General features: G+C 63.3%; 15 protein-coding genes. 7 read left to right on the top strand and 8 right to left on the bottom strand.

Going from position 1 to position 17,687, the window contains the following annotated elements; all coding sequences use genetic code 11:
- The first annotated feature begins 15 nt into the window (after positions 1-15).
- Positions 16-1,209 carry an MFS transporter gene (locus tag JOE66_RS16545; protein ID WP_205111298.1) on the top strand — a complete coding sequence of 398 codons (1,194 nt, stop codon included), beginning with the start codon at positions 16-18 and terminating at the stop codon, positions 1,207-1,209.
- A 25-nt stretch (positions 1,210-1,234) separates the two neighbouring features.
- Here JOE66_RS16545 and JOE66_RS16540 read toward each other — a convergent pair whose 3' ends face one another.
- A complete protein-coding gene (locus JOE66_RS16540; RefSeq protein ID WP_205111296.1) occupies positions 1,235-2,119 on the bottom strand; it encodes a cupin domain-containing protein in 885 nt (294 codons plus the stop codon).
- A 168-nt stretch (positions 2,120-2,287) separates the two neighbouring features.
- Here JOE66_RS16540 and JOE66_RS16535 point away from each other — a divergent pair, with 168 nt between their 5' ends.
- The 6 genes from JOE66_RS16535 (at position 2,288) to JOE66_RS16510 (ending at position 10,020) form a co-directional block, all read left to right on the top strand.
- Positions 2,288-3,340, top strand: coding sequence for an aldo/keto reductase (locus JOE66_RS16535; protein ID WP_205111294.1), 1,053 nt, complete (start codon positions 2,288-2,290; stop codon positions 3,338-3,340).
- 37 nt (positions 3,341-3,377) lie between these two features.
- Positions 3,378-4,178 carry a sugar phosphate isomerase/epimerase family protein gene (locus JOE66_RS16530; protein ID WP_205111292.1) on the top strand — a complete coding sequence of 267 codons (801 nt, stop codon included), beginning with the start codon at positions 3,378-3,380 and terminating at the stop codon, positions 4,176-4,178.
- On the top strand, positions 4,175-5,284 hold the full coding sequence (locus JOE66_RS16525) for a Gfo/Idh/MocA family protein (RefSeq protein WP_205111290.1): 1,110 nt from the start codon (positions 4,175-4,177) through the stop codon (positions 5,282-5,284). The genes JOE66_RS16530 and JOE66_RS16525 overlap by 4 nt, the downstream gene beginning before the upstream one ends.
- A gap of 142 nt (positions 5,285-5,426) precedes the next feature.
- Positions 5,427-5,891 carry a ribonuclease E activity regulator RraA gene (gene rraA / locus JOE66_RS16520; RefSeq protein ID WP_205111288.1) on the top strand — a complete coding sequence of 155 codons (465 nt, stop codon included), beginning with the start codon at positions 5,427-5,429 and terminating at the stop codon, positions 5,889-5,891.
- 195 nt (positions 5,892-6,086) lie between these two features.
- The gene (aceB, locus tag JOE66_RS16515; RefSeq protein WP_205111286.1) at positions 6,087-7,721 is read left to right on the top strand and encodes a malate synthase A; all 1,635 of its coding nucleotides are present in this window, start codon (positions 6,087-6,089) and stop codon (positions 7,719-7,721) included.
- Between the two features lie 115 nt (positions 7,722-7,836).
- Positions 7,837-10,020 (top strand): malate synthase G, encoded by a 2,184-nt coding sequence (locus tag JOE66_RS16510; RefSeq protein ID WP_205111284.1) that lies wholly within the window; start codon positions 7,837-7,839, stop codon positions 10,018-10,020.
- Between the two features lie 16 nt (positions 10,021-10,036).
- Here the strand turns inward: JOE66_RS16510 and JOE66_RS16505 are convergent, their stop codons facing one another.
- The 7 genes from JOE66_RS16505 to JOE66_RS16475 all read right to left on the bottom strand — a co-directional run bounded on the left by JOE66_RS16505 (position 10,037) and on the right by JOE66_RS16475 (position 17,666).
- A complete protein-coding gene (locus tag JOE66_RS16505) occupies positions 10,037-11,056 on the bottom strand; it encodes a branched-chain amino acid ABC transporter permease (RefSeq protein WP_205111282.1) in 1,020 nt (339 codons plus the stop codon).
- Positions 11,053-11,919, bottom strand: a complete 867-nt coding sequence (locus JOE66_RS16500; RefSeq protein ID WP_205111280.1) for a branched-chain amino acid ABC transporter permease — start codon at positions 11,917-11,919, stop codon at positions 11,053-11,055. Before JOE66_RS16500 ends, JOE66_RS16505 begins: the two co-directional genes overlap by 4 nt.
- Positions 11,916-12,614, bottom strand: coding sequence for an ABC transporter ATP-binding protein (locus JOE66_RS16495; protein ID WP_205111278.1), 699 nt, complete (start codon positions 12,612-12,614; stop codon positions 11,916-11,918). The genes JOE66_RS16500 and JOE66_RS16495 overlap by 4 nt, the downstream gene beginning before the upstream one ends.
- Entirely contained in the window at positions 12,611-13,375 is a 765-nt protein-coding gene (locus JOE66_RS16490; protein WP_205111276.1) for an ABC transporter ATP-binding protein, read from the bottom strand. The genes JOE66_RS16495 and JOE66_RS16490 overlap by 4 nt, the downstream gene beginning before the upstream one ends.
- Positions 13,375-14,682 carry an ABC transporter substrate-binding protein gene (locus tag JOE66_RS16485; protein ID WP_205111274.1) on the bottom strand — a complete coding sequence of 436 codons (1,308 nt, stop codon included), beginning with the start codon at positions 14,680-14,682 and terminating at the stop codon, positions 13,375-13,377. Before JOE66_RS16485 ends, JOE66_RS16490 begins: the two co-directional genes overlap by 1 nt.
- Before the next feature lie 310 nt (positions 14,683-14,992).
- On the bottom strand, positions 14,993-15,838 hold the full coding sequence (locus JOE66_RS16480; RefSeq protein WP_205111272.1) for a PaaX family transcriptional regulator: 846 nt from the start codon (positions 15,836-15,838) through the stop codon (positions 14,993-14,995).
- Positions 15,839-15,899: 61 nt separating this feature from the next.
- Positions 15,900-17,666, bottom strand: a complete 1,767-nt coding sequence (locus JOE66_RS16475) for an MFS transporter (RefSeq protein WP_307827258.1) — start codon at positions 17,664-17,666, stop codon at positions 15,900-15,902.
- Positions 17,667-17,687: the final 21 nt, after the last annotated feature.

The following is a 17,687-nucleotide window of genomic DNA, read 5'->3' as shown; positions in this document are numbered from 1 at the left end:
TTTCCGTGGTGGGGGATGATCAGTCTCTCGGGTGCAGTCTTCGTCTCCATCACCACGGAGATGCTTCCGACGGGAGTACTCCCCAACATCTCCAGCGACTTTGGAGTGAGCACGGCGCGTGCGGGATTCCTCGTCACCATCTTCGCGGTGACGGTGGTGGTACTCACCGGGCCACTGGCCGCGTTCACACGCAGGTACTCACGCAAGCGAGTGATCGTCTACGTGATGCTTGTTCTTGCGCTCTCGAACGTCCTTTCAGCAAGCGCCCCGACCTACGAATTCCTGGTGGGCGCTCGGATCCTCGGCGGAATGGCCCACGGTCTGTTCTGGGCAGTGGTCTCGGCGTACTCCGCCCACCTCGTGCCCAAGGAGCAGTTGGGGCGTGCCATTGCCCTCACCGCGGGGGGAGGGTCGGCTGCCTTTGTCCTCGGTATTCCCGCGGGTACAGCGTTGGGAAATGCTGTCGGCTGGAGAATGGCGTTCGCTGTACTGGGTGTTCTGGTTCTCATCCTGACTGCGTGTATTGCCCTCTACCTCCCGCGAGTGCGCCACCATGTCGCACAGAAGGGTGACCGTGCCGCGGCGAGACTCCGCACCGACCCGACTCTCGGCCCCGTACTGCTCGTCTGCGCCTTGGTCGTGATCATGATCGCCGGTCACAACACGTTCTACACCTACGTTGTCCCGTGGCTCACCGACGCGGCCCACATTCCACCAGGGGCCGTTGCGTCGTACCTCCTTCTGTTCGGCATTGCCGGTGCTGCTGGCGTCGTCGTCGCGGGTTTTGTCGTCGGTCGGTTTCCCCGGGCCGGATTCGCCAGCGCGATCGGTGGGTCTGCTATTGCACTGCTCATCCTGGTTGCCTTTCCGGAGAGCACCCCAGCGGTCATCGTCGCGTTCGTCTGCTGGGGTGTTGCGTTCGGAGGCTTACCCACGATGCTCCAGACGCGCCTCATGCACGTCTCCTCGTTCCGTATGCGGGATCCCGCTGCAGCAATGCACACCACCGCTTTCAACATCGGGATTGGGTCAGGCGCCCTGCTCGGTGGTGTCCTTCTTGACGGTGCTGGTGTGGGAGCCCTCCCTGTCGTGACGATTCTGGTGTTGATCGCGGTCGTGCTGACGAGCGCAGCTGCGGATTTCGTTCTCGGTTTCCGGTCGAAGCGCCTGCCCCGGGTCGCGGCGAGCGACTTCGCGGCAACCCGGTAGGAGCAGGCAGGTCGGGCCTCGCGTGTCAGGCCGGAACAGTCGCGTTGGTCATGATGAAGAACTTCTTCATATAGCGGCTCTTCGACGTCCATGTGATGTTCGGTCCCATGTACTGCGCGATGATGTCTCCGGGTTCGACATCGAACTCCTCACCCGAATCATGATTGACGATGTGCGCTCTTCCGTTGAGCAACAACATGCTCTCGTCACCGATTCCTCGTGAAGCGCTGATCGTGTGGCCAGCACATCGACTTCCTTCGCAGACCGAACCAGCCTCGGGCGTAACTGCCGCGAGCTCCGTTCCGTCACCGGTATCCGGCCCGCTCCGCCACAATCCACACTTGAGGCTGCCTGTGGAGCCCGTCGATCGCATCACCAAGTTCTCACCGCACCTCCAGTGCCGGCCATCCGCGTCGTCCCATTCGTAGGGTTCCCATGAGGCTGGGTCGTCGTCATCGACGTGGCGCACGTACAGGTGGTCGTCTGCAGCAGCAGCGTCCGGGCTGTCCCAGATCACCCAGAACTTCCTGAATGCCGCTGACGTGATCTCCCACGTCAGCCCGAGACCCTTGGGGTGACTGACGATCGATCCGGGGCGCAGAACATGGGTTTCGCCCGTACCGGTCACCGTCACGCGGGCTTCGCCATCGAGGACGACGAGAGTCTCGTCACCATCGGGTGCCGAGTAGTCGATCCGGCAGCTTCCGTCGGGCTCGCATCCGGGAACACCGATACCCGACCGCCAGAGGCCAGCACGGTGCAGGCCTGTGGTGCTTCCCTCGCGTATCACCACCGACTCGCCCTTGGTCTGTGTTCCGCTCGCGGGTTCGACCCACGAACCCGGCGCCCAGTGCGCCGGGTTGGCGTCTCGATTGCCGATGACTGGCTTGCCGAATGGCGATGTCACCATGACCCCTCACTTCCGTTCACTTTCAGAATTCTCATGCCCAAGGTAAACATAGAGCGAAATTGGCAAAAGATTATGCCAAATGGCAAAATGCAACGTGATGGTTACATCACCGAAACACGGTCGCGGCGACGCCGACCAGAATTGAATCCATTGCCAGAGAGGAACGAAATGACTGCAGTCACACCGTGCTCTGCTGCGCGCCGGCGTCGGCTGGACCCGTTCGGGCCTCTTGGATTCGGTGGGGCGTCACTCGGCAACATGTTCGACGCCATCGATGACCAGACGGCAGACGACACACTCTCCGCGGCCTGGGCGTCGGGGGTGCGCCACTTCGATACAGCTCCCGTCTACGGCAGGGGGCTCGGAGAGCTCCGGTTCGGACACTTCCTGCGACGCCAACCGCGAGCGGACTACCAGGTGTCCACGAAGGTCGGGCGAATCGTCCGGGCCTCGTTCACACCGTCGAGTTCCCAGGTCGACACCAGCCAGGGGCCGGGCGCTGCCGAGACTTCGATCTTCACCGAAGCGCTCCCTTTTCGTGTCGACGTCGACTACGGGTATGACGCCGCATTGCGGTCCGTCGAAGGAAGCATGATCAGGCTCGGCCTCGACTTCCTGGACATCGTGTATGTGCACGACCTTGGTTCGGACCATCTCGGTGATGAGTGGCGCCGACACTTCACGGTCGCCGAGAGCGGGGCCTTCAGGGCCCTGGCCGAACTCCGGGACCAAGGGGTCATCGGGGCGTGGGGACTGGGAAACAACGTGCTCGCGCCGCAGATCCTGGCGATGGAACACGCAGACCCTGACATACTGCACATCTCCGGCAGGTACACGCTTCTCGACCAGACCGCACTGGATGACCTGCTGCCCCGCGCCCATGAGGCGGGCATCCCCGTGGTGATCGGCGGCCCGTACAACTCCGGCATCCTCGCCGGCTCCCATCGGTACGACTACCATGCTGCCTCACCGGATCTATTGGCCGCCCGGGACAGGATCAGCACACTGTGCGCGGAGTTCGACGTCGATATCCGTTCCGTCGCCCTTCAGTTCGCCACGGCTCACCCCGCCGTCGCGATGGTGATGCCGGGGACGAAGCATCCCCGGTTCGCCGCAGAGAACGCAGAACGCATGACGGATCCGATTCCGGAAGGCCTGTGGTCGGCTCTTGCTTCCGCAGGATGCATCAGCCCCGAATCCCCGATTCCGCAGCTGGTCTGACGCTACACATCACAACGCCAGGAACAGGAGAATATCAATGAGCCAACCGTCCGTGCAGCTCTACAGCATTCGCAATGCCATCGATGAAGATCTGCAGCGTGCAGTCGCGCGCATAGCCGACATCGGCTTCACCCTCGTTGAGCCGTATGGATTCGTCGACCGTGTCGATGAGTTCGAACGTGCCTTCGCCGACGCCGGGGTGAGTGCACCCTCGGGACACGCACCGGTCATCGATTCCGCAGAGCCAGAGCGCGCCTTCGCCGCCGCCGCGCAACTCGGCATCACGACCCTCATCGACCCATACATTCCGAGCGACCGCTGGCAATCGGCTGACGATGCCCATCGGATCGCCGATCGGGTGAACGAGCTTGCCACCCAGGCCGCGACCATCGGACTGTCTTTCGGATACCACAATCACCAGTGGGAGTTCGCGAACACGGTCGGCGGCCGAGCCATATATGAACTGTTCGTAGATCGGCTTGAGCCCGATGTCGTTCTCGAACTCGACACTTTCTGGTCGACAGTCGGTGGCGCCGACACCCCCGCGTTGATCTCTTCACTCGGGGACCGACTGAGGTTCATGCACGTGAAAGACGGTCATACGACGGGCGACATCGCTACGGCCCTGCCTAGCAGCGAGAGCGCGCTGTCGGTGCCAGAGGCGCTCGCAGCCGCCTACAAGAACCAGAAGCCGGCGGGCCAGGGCGATGTCGATGTGCGGGCGATCCTCGCTGCAGCCCCGAACGCCCTCCGTGTTGTCGAGTTCGACGGGTATGCGGGTGATGTATTCGACGGAATCGCCCAGTCGTTCGCGTGGCTTCAGGAGAACGACAAGTGAGCGCCGCGGCAGGGCCTGTGGGCGTCGGTGTCATCGGGGCCGGGTTCATCTCCAGCACCTACCTGGAGAACATGAACCGGTTCCTCGATCTGAAGGTGCTCTTCGTCGCCGACATCGATCTCGCCCGGGCGCAAGCACAGGCGGAAGCGTTTCACATTCCCGGATTCGGTCCTGTCGATGAGCTGTTGGCCGTCGATGACATCGAGATCGTCGTCAACCTGACGACTCCGGCGGTGCACTCGGAGATCGGGCATCGAATCGTCGCGGCCGGCAAGCACGTGTGGAGCGAGAAGCCGTTTGCTCTCGACCACGACTCAGCGCGCGATCTGCTGGCTGCCGCAGAAACTGCAGGTGTTCACGTCGCCTGCGCCCCCGACACGGTTCTCGGCGCCGGGGTGCAGAGTGCACTGAGAGCAATCGCCCGCGGCGTCATCGGCGAGCCCCTCACCGCGACGACAGTGTTCCAGACGCCGGGACCCGAATCGTGGCACCCGAATCCCGCGTTCCTCTTCAGCCACGGTGCCGGGCCCCTGCTGGACATGGGCCCCTATTACCTGACAACGCTCGTGCACATCTTCGGGTCGGCCTCCCGGGTCTCCGCGGTGTCGTCCACATCACGACAGACGCGCGTGGTCGGAAGCGGCCCCATCGCCGGCACGGAATTCCCCGTTCAGGTGGCAACGCACCACGCCGCACTGATCAGTTTCGAGACAGGCCAGTCGGCACAGTCGACATTCTCGTTCCAGAGCGCCCTCCCTCGCGCCGGCGTCCTGGAGATCAGCGGTACGGAGGGAACGATCGCCCTGCCAGACCCCAATCGTTTCGACGGGGCGTCAACGCTCTGGGAATTGGGCAGCACGGAGCCCCAGACGCTTGAGCCACACGGTTCGACGTATGGCCGGGGCAGGGGCGTTCTCAATCTGGCGAGGTCGCTCCGTGGTCTGGAGACGGTCAGAGCGAGCGGCGAACTCGCGTCGCACGTTCTCGATGTGCTTCTCGGGATCGCTTCGTCCGCAGACTCTGGTCTGCCCGTTGAAATCGGTTCCACCGTTTCGAGACCAACACCTCTACCCGAGGGATGGGATCCGGCACTTCCCCTTCTCTGAGGCAACAACGCCCACGACGCGGCTTTCTGGTGCTCTGCAAACTTGCCCGCAGCAGATGAATTGCCAATCTTCTGCGGACTTGGCGCCGCGACAGGGCCCGTCGCGGTGCCAAGCTGATCTGGATGACCTCGGAGGCACTTTCATGACAGCGACCGCAGACCTGTACGACGAACGGGGAGACGAACTCCAGTCCCTGGCGCTGCAGCTGGAATCCCTCGGGGGTAAACCTCGTTTCGAGGGGAGAATCCGAACGATCCGCTGTTTCGAAGACAACGGCCTTGTGAAGCAGGTGCTGAACTCCCCCGGCACGGGCGAAGTTCTGGTGATCGACGGCGGTTCGTCTCTCCAGTCTGCCTTGATGGGCGACCTGATCGGCGCAGCCGCCGTCGAGAACGGCTGGCACGGCGTCGTGATCTTCGGCGCCGTTCGTGATCGCGCTGCCCTCGGCATGCTGCCGATCGGCGTCAAAGCTCTGGGGAGCAACCCCCGCAAGAGCGCGAAGACCGGTGACGGCGAACTGGATTCGGTGCTGACCGTCGGCTCCGTGGTCTTCAGGCCAGGGGCCGGAATCTGGTGCGACGAAGACGGGATCCTCGTGGAGCGGTGAGGCCCCGTCGGCCCCGCGTTCGGATTTTCGGTTTGCAGAACTTTCGCCAATCTTCTGCTGCTGAATCCGGTTCGGAGGCGGTGCGTGGCCCCCACAGTGGAGTGAGAAGGCACAAGAGCCACCCACGAACGACACAGGCCACCGAACAACGACTCCGGCCACCGAACACGGAACCCTTTCAGAAGGAACAGACCAATGGCTACACAACCCCGCATCGAGATCCTCGGTGAGAACGAATACCGCTTCGACGAGATTCTGACACCGGATGCCCTTGCCTTCGTGACGCGGCTGCACGATCAGTTCGCGCACCGTCGCCAGGAGCGGCTGCACGATCGCATGAACCGCCGCGTGAATGTCGAGAACGGCCGCGACTTCCGCTTTCTGCCCGAAACGGCGTCGATTCGTGAAGACGCGACGTGGCACGTTGCCGGCGCAGGCCCAGGCCTTGAAGACCGACGCGTGGAGATCACCGGGCCCGTCGACAGGTTCAGCGCTGTTGCCGCCCTGAACTCGGGAGCCAAGGCGTGGGGCGCCGACCTCGAAGACGCCACCAGCCCGACGTGGTCGAACATCATCGGCGGCCAGTTGACACTGTTCGACGCGGTTCGCCGGCAGCTCGACTTCATCGACGACGATGGAGTGAGCCACCAGCTTCGCACCGGCGAACTGCCGACCATCGTGATGCGGCCGCGCGGCTGGCACCTCGTTGAGAAGCACCTGAAGTTCACCGATCGTGCAGGGCAGCGGCAGGCAGCGTCGGCCTCCCTGGTCGACTTCGGCCTGTACCTCTTCCACAACGCACAGAGGCTCATCGACTCGGGCAAGGGCCCCTACTTCTACCTTCCTAAGCTCGAAGACCACCTCGAGGCGCGCCTGTGGGACGACATCTTCACCTTCAGCGAGAACGCGCTGGGTATCCACCACGGCACGATTCGCGCGACGGTGCTGATCGAGACCATCTCGGCCGCCTTCGAGATGGACGAGATCCTCTACGAACTGCGCGATCACTGTGCTGGGCTCAACGCTGGCCGCTGGGACTACATGTTCAGCCTCCTGAAGAGCTACCGTGAGCGCGGGCGCCAGTTCGTCTTCCCCGACCGCACCCGCGTCACGATGACGGTTCCGTTCATGCGCAACTACACTGAGTTGCTCGTCGCCACCTGCCACAAGCGGGGAGCATATGCCATCGGAGGCATGAGCGCCTTCATCCCTGACGCGCACAAACCAGAACTCACCGAAGAGGCGCTGGCACGAGTCTCAGAAGACAAGCGTCGCGAAGTGCAGGACGGCTTCGACGGCACCTGGGTGGCCAATCCTGCCCTGGTCCTCACGGCGCGCGCAGAGTTCGACGAAGTTCTCGGCACGAACCCGAACCAGATCACTCGCCAGCGCGACGACGTCGAGGTGACCGCAGAGCAGCTGCTCGATGTGCGTTCCCTCGACAAGGTGGTGACTGATGCGGGTGTCCGCTCGAACGTGACCGTCGCTCTGCGCTACATCGAGAGCTGGCTGCGCGGCGTCGGAGCTGTCGAGCTGGAGAACATCGTCGCTGACGCCTCGGCGGCCGAGATCTCACGTGCACAGTTGTGGCAGTGGATCCACTATTCGATCGTCACGGCGGAAGGACACCGCATCACCACAGAGTCTGTCACCGCAGAACTCGCGGAGCAGGTGCGCTCTGCAGGTCGATTCCCCGGCGACCAGTTCGATGCCGCAGCCGACATCGTTCGGCTCGTGGCTCTCGAGGAGGAATTCCCGACCTACCTCACCATTCCGGCGTACGCTCACTACCTCGTCGATGTTCCCGCCCGAATTCCTGTGGCCGCCTGAGTTCTTGCTCGAACTGCCAGGAGTCGTGCGTCCCCAGCCAACGCCAGGGAGCACGACTTCTGGGCGTGTGCCTCATCGACGAAGGCCGCACGACTTCTCTGAAAGGATCTGTACCGTGATCGACAGAATAGATGTTGCTGGCCTCTCCGTGGCCGTGCCGTTGTATGACTTCGTCTCCGAGGCGCTGCCCCTCGCTGGGATTGAAGCGCAGGTCTTCTGGAATGGCGTCGCCGACCTCCTGGCAGACCTCACGCCGAGAAACCTCGAGCTGCTGCGAACGCGAGACGAGTTGCAGCGCCGCATCGACGACTTCCATCGGGCTGCCCCCGGCCCGGTCGAACCGCAGCAGTACCTCTCCTTCCTGCGGGAGATCGGTTACCTGGTCGATGCAGACGCTGGCCAGGCGGCCGGCTTCGTCACCACTGAGGGTGTGGATGATGAGATCCGCCGTCAATCGGGCCCCCAACTCGTCGTTCCCCTGCTGAATCGTCGCTTTGCGGCCAACGCCGTCAACGCGCGCTGGGGTTCACTGTATGATGCGCTCTACGGCACGGATGCGATCGACCAGTCGGGCGACCAGGCCGCGGGAGGTGCCTACAACCCCGTGCGCGGCGCCGCCGTCGTTGCCGAAGCGCGCCGATTCCTCGACTCGGCCATCCCGCTCGAGACCGGCAGCCACACCGGGGCACTCGGGTACTCGGTCGATGCCGAGGGGTTGAGGGTCGAGACGATGGCCGGGCCCGTCCGGCTCGCGGAGCCTTCCGCCCTGCTCGGGTACCGCGGTGACGGCGCTCAGCCCGAGGCGCTGGTTTTCGTTCACCACGGCCTGCACTTCGAGGTGCTGGTCGACCGCGAGCATCCTGTCGGCTCGACCGATGCGGCTGGCGTGGCTGACGTTCTGCTCGAGTCGGCCGTCACGACCATCATGGATCTCGAAGACTCCGTTGCGGCCGTTGATGCCGACGACAAGGTCGTGGGGTACCGCAACTGGCTCGAGCTGATGACGGGCACGCTCGCCGAAGAGGTGACGAAGGGTGGGCGTACCTTCGTGCGCGGCATGAACCCTGACCGCGAGTACCAGGCGGTCGCCGGTAGCACGGCAACACTTCGCGGCCGCTCGCTGCTCTTCATTCGCAACGTCGGTCACCTGATGACCACCGATGCGATTCTCGACCCCGATGGCCAGGAGGTGTTCGAGGGAATCCTCGACGCGATCATGACCGGCCTGGGTTCTGTCACAGACATCCGCGGCGGCGGCGCACTGCCGAACTCGCTCACCGGATCGATGTACATCGTGAAACCCAAGATGCACGGGCCGGAGGAAGTCGCCTTCGCCGTCGAACTCTTCTCGCGGGTCGAGCAGCTGCTCGCTCTGCCCGAACGCTCGATCAAGCTCGGCATCATGGACGAGGAGCGCCGCACCTCGGTGAATCTGCGCGAATGCATCCGTGCGGCATCCGACAGGGTGGTGTTCATCAACACCGGGTTCCTCGATCGCACCGGCGACGAGATCCACACCTCCATGCTCGCCGGGCCGTTCGTTCGCAAGGCGGAGATGAAGTCTGAACCGTGGATCGCGGCCTACGAGGCGTCGAACGTCGACATCGGCATCGCAGCCGGGCTGCCGGGGCGGGCGCAGATCGGTAAGGGTATGTGGGCCATGCCCGACCTCATGGCCGACATGCTCGAGCAGAAGATCCAGCATCCCCTGCAGGGCGCGACGACGGCGTGGGTTCCCTCACCGACCGCTGCGACCCTGCACGCGCTGCACTACCACCGAGTCGATGTTCCTGCCGTGCAGCGCGAGCTTGCCGGGCGAACACCAGCTGAGGTCACCGAGATCCTGCGCATTCCGCTTGCCACGCGCGAGTACAGCGCCGCAGAGCGACAGGCTGAGCTCGACAACAATGTGCAGGGCATCCTCGGCTATGTGGTGCGCTGGGTCGATGAGGGCATCGGATGCTCGAAAGTGCCCGACATTCACGACGTCGCGCTGATGGAAGACCGTGCGACCTGCCGCATCTCGTCGCAGCACGTGGCGAACTGGCTGCTGCACGGCATCGTGACGCTCGCACAGGTCGACGAGACCCTGCGGCGCATGGCGGCGATCGTCGATGCACAGAACTCCGGCGACCCGAACTACCGGCCGATGGCTGCCGAATTCGATGGTGCTGCCTTCGCCGCTGCGCGGTCGCTCATCGTCGAGGGTACCCGCCAGCCGAGCGGGTACACCGAGCCCATTCTGCACCGCTACCGCCGCGAGGTGAAGGCGGCAGAGCAGCCCCAGCTGATCGGCTGACGGGCTGCCGCGCCTCCTACTTGAGTCGGCCGAACCACGTCGAATAGCCAGTTGGAAACACCGAGAACCTGCGACGTTTCTGAATGAGACCCCAGACGCCGCCTCGGAAGAACAGCGCGAAGACGATCGCGATGATTCCCAGGAGGATCAGGTACAGCGACCCGTAGTCGGCGAGAGCTTCACGGAGTCCCCAGAAAATGAGCGCGCCGATGATGGGTCCCTCGATCGTTCCGACGCCCCCGATGACCACCATGAAGATCATCAGCACAGACCACTGCACGGAGAACAGGGAATCCGGCTGCACGCGCAGGGTCGAGATGGCGATGATCGCGCCGGCCATACCGGTGCCGACGCCGGAGATGACGAAGACCAGGCGTTTTGCGCGGCTCACGTCGACGCCGGAGGTGGCGGCGGCAATCGGGTCGTCCCGCAGCGCGGTCAGTCCGAGCCCGAAGCCCGAGCGCACGAGGAGCACGCAGATGAGCAAAGCCAGCACGGTGACGCCCAGGGCGATCCAGTAGCTCACCGCAATCCGCAGGTCCCGGTCGAAGGCTGACATTGCGTAGAGGGAGATACCACTGCCCAATCCGAGAGAGGGGAACTGCGTGATGATCAGCTTGACCACTTCGGCGATCACCCAGGTGCCGATGGCGAAGTAGCCACCGACGAGCCTGAAGGCGAGGAACGAGAAGAGGAACGCGATGATCCCAGCGATGATTCCCGCCAGTGGCACCGCCAGGAAGATGTTGATGCCCAGTTGGTCTGCCAATACGACGAGCCCATAGGCACCGAGCCCGATGTAGGCCTGCTGGCCCACAGATTCCATGCCTCCGTACCCGGCCATGATGTTCCACATCGATCCCAGGATGATGAAGATCAGCAGGTCGGTCACGGATCGCACGTTCGAGAGGGCTGTCATGAACGGCAGTGCGAACATGATCACGAACAGCACCAGTACCGCCGGAGTGCCGACCCTCGATGTTCGGGTCCACCTCGTGACAGTGACCTGTGGCACGTCTGCTCGGGTAGTGGTCATGAGCGCTTCACCTTTCCGCTCAGTCCCTGTGGCAGGAACGCCAAGAAAATGAGGAAGACAATGTGTCCGATAAGGATTCCCTGGGACGGGAAGAAATTGGCGCCGACCGTCTGGGCGACACCGAGAACGAGTGCTCCCAGAAAGGTTCCCCAGAGGCTCCCGATTCCGCCGATGATGACGGCTTCGAAGGCGAAGATGAGAAGCATGCCTCCCGAGGTGGGGCTGAACGACGTCTGAATACCCGAAGCGACACCACCGATGGCAGCGAGGGCCAGGGCGATGGCACCCGACCAGGCGTAGATCGTCTTGGGCCTGATACCCAGGAGCTCGACGGTCGGTGCGTCTTCGCTGATGGCGCGAACGGCCCGGCCGAATTGGGTCTTCGCCATGACGAGCGCCAGGATGCCCAGCAACACCAGCGACAACACGAAGAGCCCCAGCGGGTACACGCCGAGCCGGACGACGCCGAGATCCAGGGCGGCGGTGTCGACCCAGCCGAGGGTCATGCGCTTCTGGTCGGCCGATTCCGTGAGGAGCAGCACGTTCTCGATGATGATGGCCAGCCCGAAGGTGACCAGAATCGAGGGAAGGGCGGACTCGCCGAGAGTGCGCTGGAGCACGAAACGCTGCAGAACCCAGCCGAAGGCGGCCATGACCGGCACGACGACGACCAGGGTGAGTGCGGGAGACCATCCGGTGACCACGGTCAAGTGCAGTGCGATGAAGGCTGCCATAACGGCAAGAGCGCCATACGACAGGCTCACGATCTTCATCACTCCGAAGATGAGCGACAGGCCGGCGGCGAAGATCGCGTACAACCCGCCCAGCATCAGTCCCTGGACAACAGCATCAAGCAGGTTCACCGGTGCTCCGTTCCGAAGTAGGCGGCCGCGATCTCAGCGAAGTCGAGATTGCGCCCGGCCAGGGAGGTCTGGCCTTCGAGCAGGCAGTGCACCTGGTCGGCGACGGAGAGCGCGCGTTTCACGTCCTGCTCGACGAGAAGCACAGCCGTACCCCGTTTCGTGATCTCACCCAGACGGTCGTAGAACTCCACCACGATCGCAGGAGCGAGACCCAGGCTGATCTCATCGAGCATCATGACTTCCGGATTTCCGACCAGTGCGCGGGCAATCGCTGTCGCCTGTTGCTCGCCTCCTGACATCTGCCCGGCCGTGCGATTCAGGCGTTCGGCAACGAGCGGGAACAAGTCACAGACCGTTTCGATGGTCCACGCTCCCTTTCTGCCGGTCGATGTGCCCAATTGGAGGTTCTCCTTCACCGTCAGGGAGGGAAAGAGGCGGCGGCCCTCGGGGACCATCAGAACTCCCCGGCGTGCCCGCGCGCTTGCAGGCAGGGCGGTCACGTCTTCACCGTCGAGCACAACGGAGCCGGTGAGCGCCTTCAGCTGACCGGCGATGGTCTTCAAGAGCGTGGACTTCCCCGCCCCGTTGGCGCCGATGATGGCGAGGATCTCGCCGGCCTCGACGCTGAACGAGATGTTGCGAAGCGCCGTCAGTTGGCCGTAGCCCGCTGACAGGTCGTTGACGACAAGGGTCATTTCTGGTCCGCCCCATCAAGTCCGAGAACGTCATCGTCGGGTTCTATTCCGAGATACACCTGCCGAACCGCAGGCGATTCCATCACATCGTGGGGGTCGCCCTCGGCAAGAATGCTGCCGTAGGTGAGGCAGATCATCCGTGTTGCTACAGAGAGAAGTGCGTGCACGACGTGCTCGATCCAGACCACAGTGACTCCGGCGTCGAGCACGCCGCGCACGAGAGCAAGCAGCTCGGGAACCTCGCTTTCGGTCAGTCCGCCGGCGATCTCATCCAGGAGCAGGAGGCGGGGCTTCGAGGCGAGAGCACGAGCGACTTCCAGCCGCTTACGGTCGAGAAGTCGCAAATCCTTCGCCTGGACATCCGCGAATTGCTCGAGATTGGCCAGCGAGATGGCTTCCACTGCTGATTGCTGCGCCTCGCGGCCCCGGAGATTTCCGGCGAAACGAGCTGCCACGAGGGCATTCTCGTACACCGTCATCCCGAGGAAGGGTCGAGGGATCTGGTAGCTGGTGGCGATACCCTGCCGGGATCTCCAACTCGATCGCCTGGAGGTGATGTCGACACCGTCGAGCACGATCCTGCCGTCCTGGGGGGAGGTTGTTCCCCCCAGGACGGACAGGAGTGTCGACTTACCGGCGCCGTTCGGGCCGATGATGCCGAGCAGCTCGCCACGATAGACGGTCAGGTCAAGATCGACGAGAACGTTCAGGCGCCCGAATCGAACACTGATTCCTCTGGCGGCGAGGAGCTCGGCAGACACTACTGCTTCGGCCAGTCGATCGGCTGAACGTCGCTCGTGGTGGCGATCTCGGGGTGGCCCACGTTCGAGACGATCTCGATCGAGTACGTGGCATCACCCGTCAGCCGCCACTGGCCACCCGTCACCGGCGACGTGGCAACACCGGGCATCGGGCCCTTCGACCAGTCGAGATTACCCACCAGCGTGTCCACGTTCAACGTGGACATCGTTGCGGCGAGGTCGTCTGGGCTGGTGGTCTTGGACTTCGAGAATGCCGCATTGGCAACCTCGAACAGCGACTCAGCAAAGCCGAGAGGCATCGTCCACTGCTTGCCGGAGGCCTTCTCGTAATTGGCCGCGAAGGCCTTGCTCGAATCGCCGGTCAGGCTGCTCTTGAACGGGTACGACGGAGACCACCAAACCTCGGTCGACAGGTTGTTCCCGAGGTTGCCCAGGGCTTCGACGACCGAGGGGAACTCGATCGCCTTCGCGACGGTTGCGACCTTGGGCTGGTATCCCTGCTGAACGGCCTGCTTCCAGAACGTGATGAAGTCCGGCGGAACCATGATCGAGACGAGAGCGTCATCCTGGTTCTGTTTGAGGGAGGCGATCTGCGACGAGAAGTCGGTGGTTCCGTTGGGGAACGCGCCCGGGTTGTTCACGGTGTAACCGTTGCTCTCCGCAAACGAAGGAACTGCTCCTGCCCATGCTGCGCCGTCACCGTCGTTCGGGAACAGCGCGCCGAGGTTCTTGTTGCCGGGGGCCGCCTTGCTCCAGATGTCGTTGTAGACCGGCAGCACATCGCCCAGGCCCCAGAAGAAGTGGAAGGTGTACTTGAAGTGCTTCGTGTCGGAGCCGCCGCGGCCGTAGTACCAGGTCTCCCACGGTGCGACCGTCGAGATGCAGACGACCTGGTTCGCCTCGCACTGGTCAGAGACGGGGTTGTTGGTTTCCGGCGTCGAGGAGACAAGGATCATGTTCACCTGGTCTTTGAGGATGAGCTCACTCGCCACATCCGCTGCACGCTTCGAGTCGGACTGGGTGTCCTTCTTGATGATCTCGACCTTGTGCTTGGTGCCGTCGGCAAGGGTGATGCCGTTGGCCTCGAAGTAGGTCTGCATCTGGCCGAGAACGAAGTCGTCGGACTCGCTGAACGCGGCAAGCGAACCCGTCTCCGGTGTGACGTACCCGATCTTGATGGTGTCGCCGCTGGCTGCGGAGGTACTGCCGCCCGACGAGCTGCCGCCGAGCGAGCAGCCGCCCATGGCGATGACGGTTGCACAGGCGACAGCTAAGGCTGCAACCCGTAGCGGTGGAGAAAGCTTCATTGCATTCTTCCTTTCGATGAACATTCAGTTATTAGTCCGCGCCCCTGGGGGCACCGAAATCGATGGTCGACCAGATCATCTGGTGCGCATCGGGATGCAGACGAAAAGCGTTACAAAAATTTGTCTACTGACCAGTATTTGTAGCACCGATGATTCGCGAGCGTCAACGCATGCGGTGGTTCCGGCGCGACAAAATAGTAACAATTTGGCAACGGATGCCCATTTCCATATCTAATTCATATGAATAGGCGATAAGAGCCTGCGGTCATGACGAGGAGATCCGAGGCAGGAATGGGCACTCTCGACTGCCCTAAGAGGTCTCCTTGGCAGAGACCGAGGCTGGTGGGTAGTCGGTTCTGCGGTCCATCTCCACGCCAGTGATGCGTTCCAGAGCGCTCTCCGCTTCGTCGGTGAGTCCGGCGTACACCCGCGTGAATTCCTCGTGGGCCTGGTGGCCGCGCCAGTCAGCGGGAAGGAGCTCGATCGGAAGATCGGGGTCGCGAAACGGGAAGAGCCGGTAGGCGCCAGCAATGCGCACACGCTGGATCAGGGCATCCACCCCCGTCGGTTCAGGCTCGGTGGGCCCGCAGAATTCAGCGATGAATGCCCGGTAGTCCTCGTTGAGGGCGTCGAGGTCCCAGCACCGCCGCGCGATGTCCCGATCCTGCTCCAGGCTGCGCCCCCGCGAATAGAACATGTCCGCGCTGTTGGTGGGCGCGCCCTCGAACAGGGCCTCTGCCGCGGCGATCCTGTCGTGAGGACTCATCCAGATCGAGGGCGTGAGCTGCCCGAATCCGAGCCAGGAGAGCTGTTTGCGCACCGCTTCGCGCGCGGCACGTTCGCTGTCGGGAAATCGGTAGCTCACCATGGCCCACTCGCCCGACCACTTCACATCCGGATGCACGAAGATGCGCGCGCGGCCCTCATTCATGAGCCGCCAGCCCTTCTCGCTCAGGAGGTAGCTCGTCTCGCGCCCATCGCGCCGAGTGTCGAACCATCCGTCCTTCTTCAACCGCGTCATGACGACGCGCGTGGTTCCCGCGTCGACATCGAACAGCCCGAGCAGTTCTGACAACGCGCCGAGCTTCGCCTCCCCGTGACCGATATATCGGAGGTAGTCACCGAAGAGAGTAAAGACCATGGCGCGGGGTTTCATCCCACTAGTGTGGGCCACAGGATGCCCGGACCGCACTCTCGGAGTGGTTGGCTCGGCCCTGTCAGACGTCGCTGAGCTCGGCCGACAGGTTCGAGGGCTCGGAGCGCACCGCTTTCACCGCACCGGTTTCGGAGTGCATGTACTTGCCGCCGGCGAAGAACGAGGCGATCGCCCCGAACACCGAGAGAACCGCGGCGACGGTGAACACGATGACCAGGCCGGAGTGGAACGGGTCGGAGATCAGCTGCGGAAAGAACGACTGCCCTGTCAGGGCCGCCGCGTTTGCGGGCGAGAGCGCGTCGAGAGCCCCGATCGGCCCCAGGATGGACTCGATGGGATTGTACCCGAGGAATGCAGCGAACAGGCTGCCGACCGGCGGTGTCGAGGCCACCTGGTTGGCCACATCAGAGGCGAGGCCGTGCGCGGTGAGGCCGCTATACATGGCCGTCGGCAGGGTGGCGGCGAGGCCGGCGATCATCAGTGAGAAGAAGATGCCGATCGAGAGCGAGTTGCCGGCATTCTGGAAGGTGCCTGTCATGCCGGATGCTGCGCCACGCTGGTTCGCCGGAACGCTGTTCATGATCGCGGTGCGGTTCGGGGCCGCGAACATACCCGAGCCGACTCCGTTCAGGAAGGTCAGTACCGCGAAGATCCCGTAGTCGAAGTTCACTGGAATGAGCAGGAGCGCCACGAAGGTGACGGCGACCAGCATCAGGCCGCCGACGGCAAAGGTCCTGGCGCCGAATTTGTCGCTGAGCGCACCGGAGATGGGGCCCGAGACGAGAAAGCCGATGGTCAGCGGAAGCAGGTAGATGCCAGCCCAGAGCGGGGTGCTCTCGTAGGAGAAGCCGTGAAGCGGCAACCAGATGCCCTGCAGCCAGATGATCAGCATGAACTGCAGGCCGCCCCGGCTGATGGCGGCCGTGAGGCCGGCCACGTTGCCCCAGGCGAAGGCCTTGATGGCGAAGAGCCGCACGTTGAACAGCGGGTCTCTGTGGTGGAGTTCGACGAACACGAAGATCACGAGCAGTGCGATGCCGCCGATGATCGAACCGAGGACCCACGGGTTCAGCCACCCCATCGAGTCGGTGCCATAGGGCTGGATCCCGTAGGTGATGCCGGTCAGCAGGGTGATCAGGCCCACAGCGAAAAGCACGTTGCCGGGGATGTCGACCTTACCGGGGTTGCGTTGACCGACCTCGTGCAGGGATTTGAACGACCAGATCGTGCCGAGGATGCCGAAGGGCACGCTGACCAGGAAGATCGCGCGCCAGTCGATGGTGGCGAGCACACCGCCGATGAGCAGGCCGAGGAACGAGCCCGCGATGGCGGCGATCTGGTTGATGCCGATGGCCATGCCCCGTTTGTCAGACGGGAAGGCGTCGGTCAGGATCGCCGTCGAGTTGGCGAAGATCATCGCGCCGCCGACGGCCTGGATCACGCGCCAGCCGATGAGCCACATCGCACCCTGGCCAGAAGTGAGCGGGTCGAAGACGAGGGCGATGGCCCCGACGGTGAAGATCACGAAGCCCATGTTGTAGATCTTCACGCGGCCGTAGATGTCGCCGAGACGGCCGAAGGTCATGGTGAGTACGGCGGTGACGAGAATGAAGCCCATGAGCATCCAGAGCAGGTAACTCACGTTGCCAGGTTCAAGGGGGTTGAGGTCGATGCCCTTGAAGATGGCGGGAAGCGAGATCAGCACGATCGAACTGTTGATCGTGACCATGAGCATCCCGAGGGTGGTGTTGCTCAACGCCACCCATTTGTACCTGGGGTTGTCTGTGCTGAACATGCGGCCGCGTTCACGGGTGATTTTCGTCGCCACGATTCCTCCGGAGTGTCGGTC

Origin of the sequence: Subtercola frigoramans, assembly GCF_016907385.1 — a bacterium.
Classification (GTDB): domain Bacteria; phylum Actinomycetota; class Actinomycetes; order Actinomycetales; family Microbacteriaceae; genus Subtercola; species Subtercola frigoramans.
The sequence above is the reverse complement of the archived record's forward strand: the minus strand, read 5'-3'. Positions and strand labels throughout refer to the sequence as shown.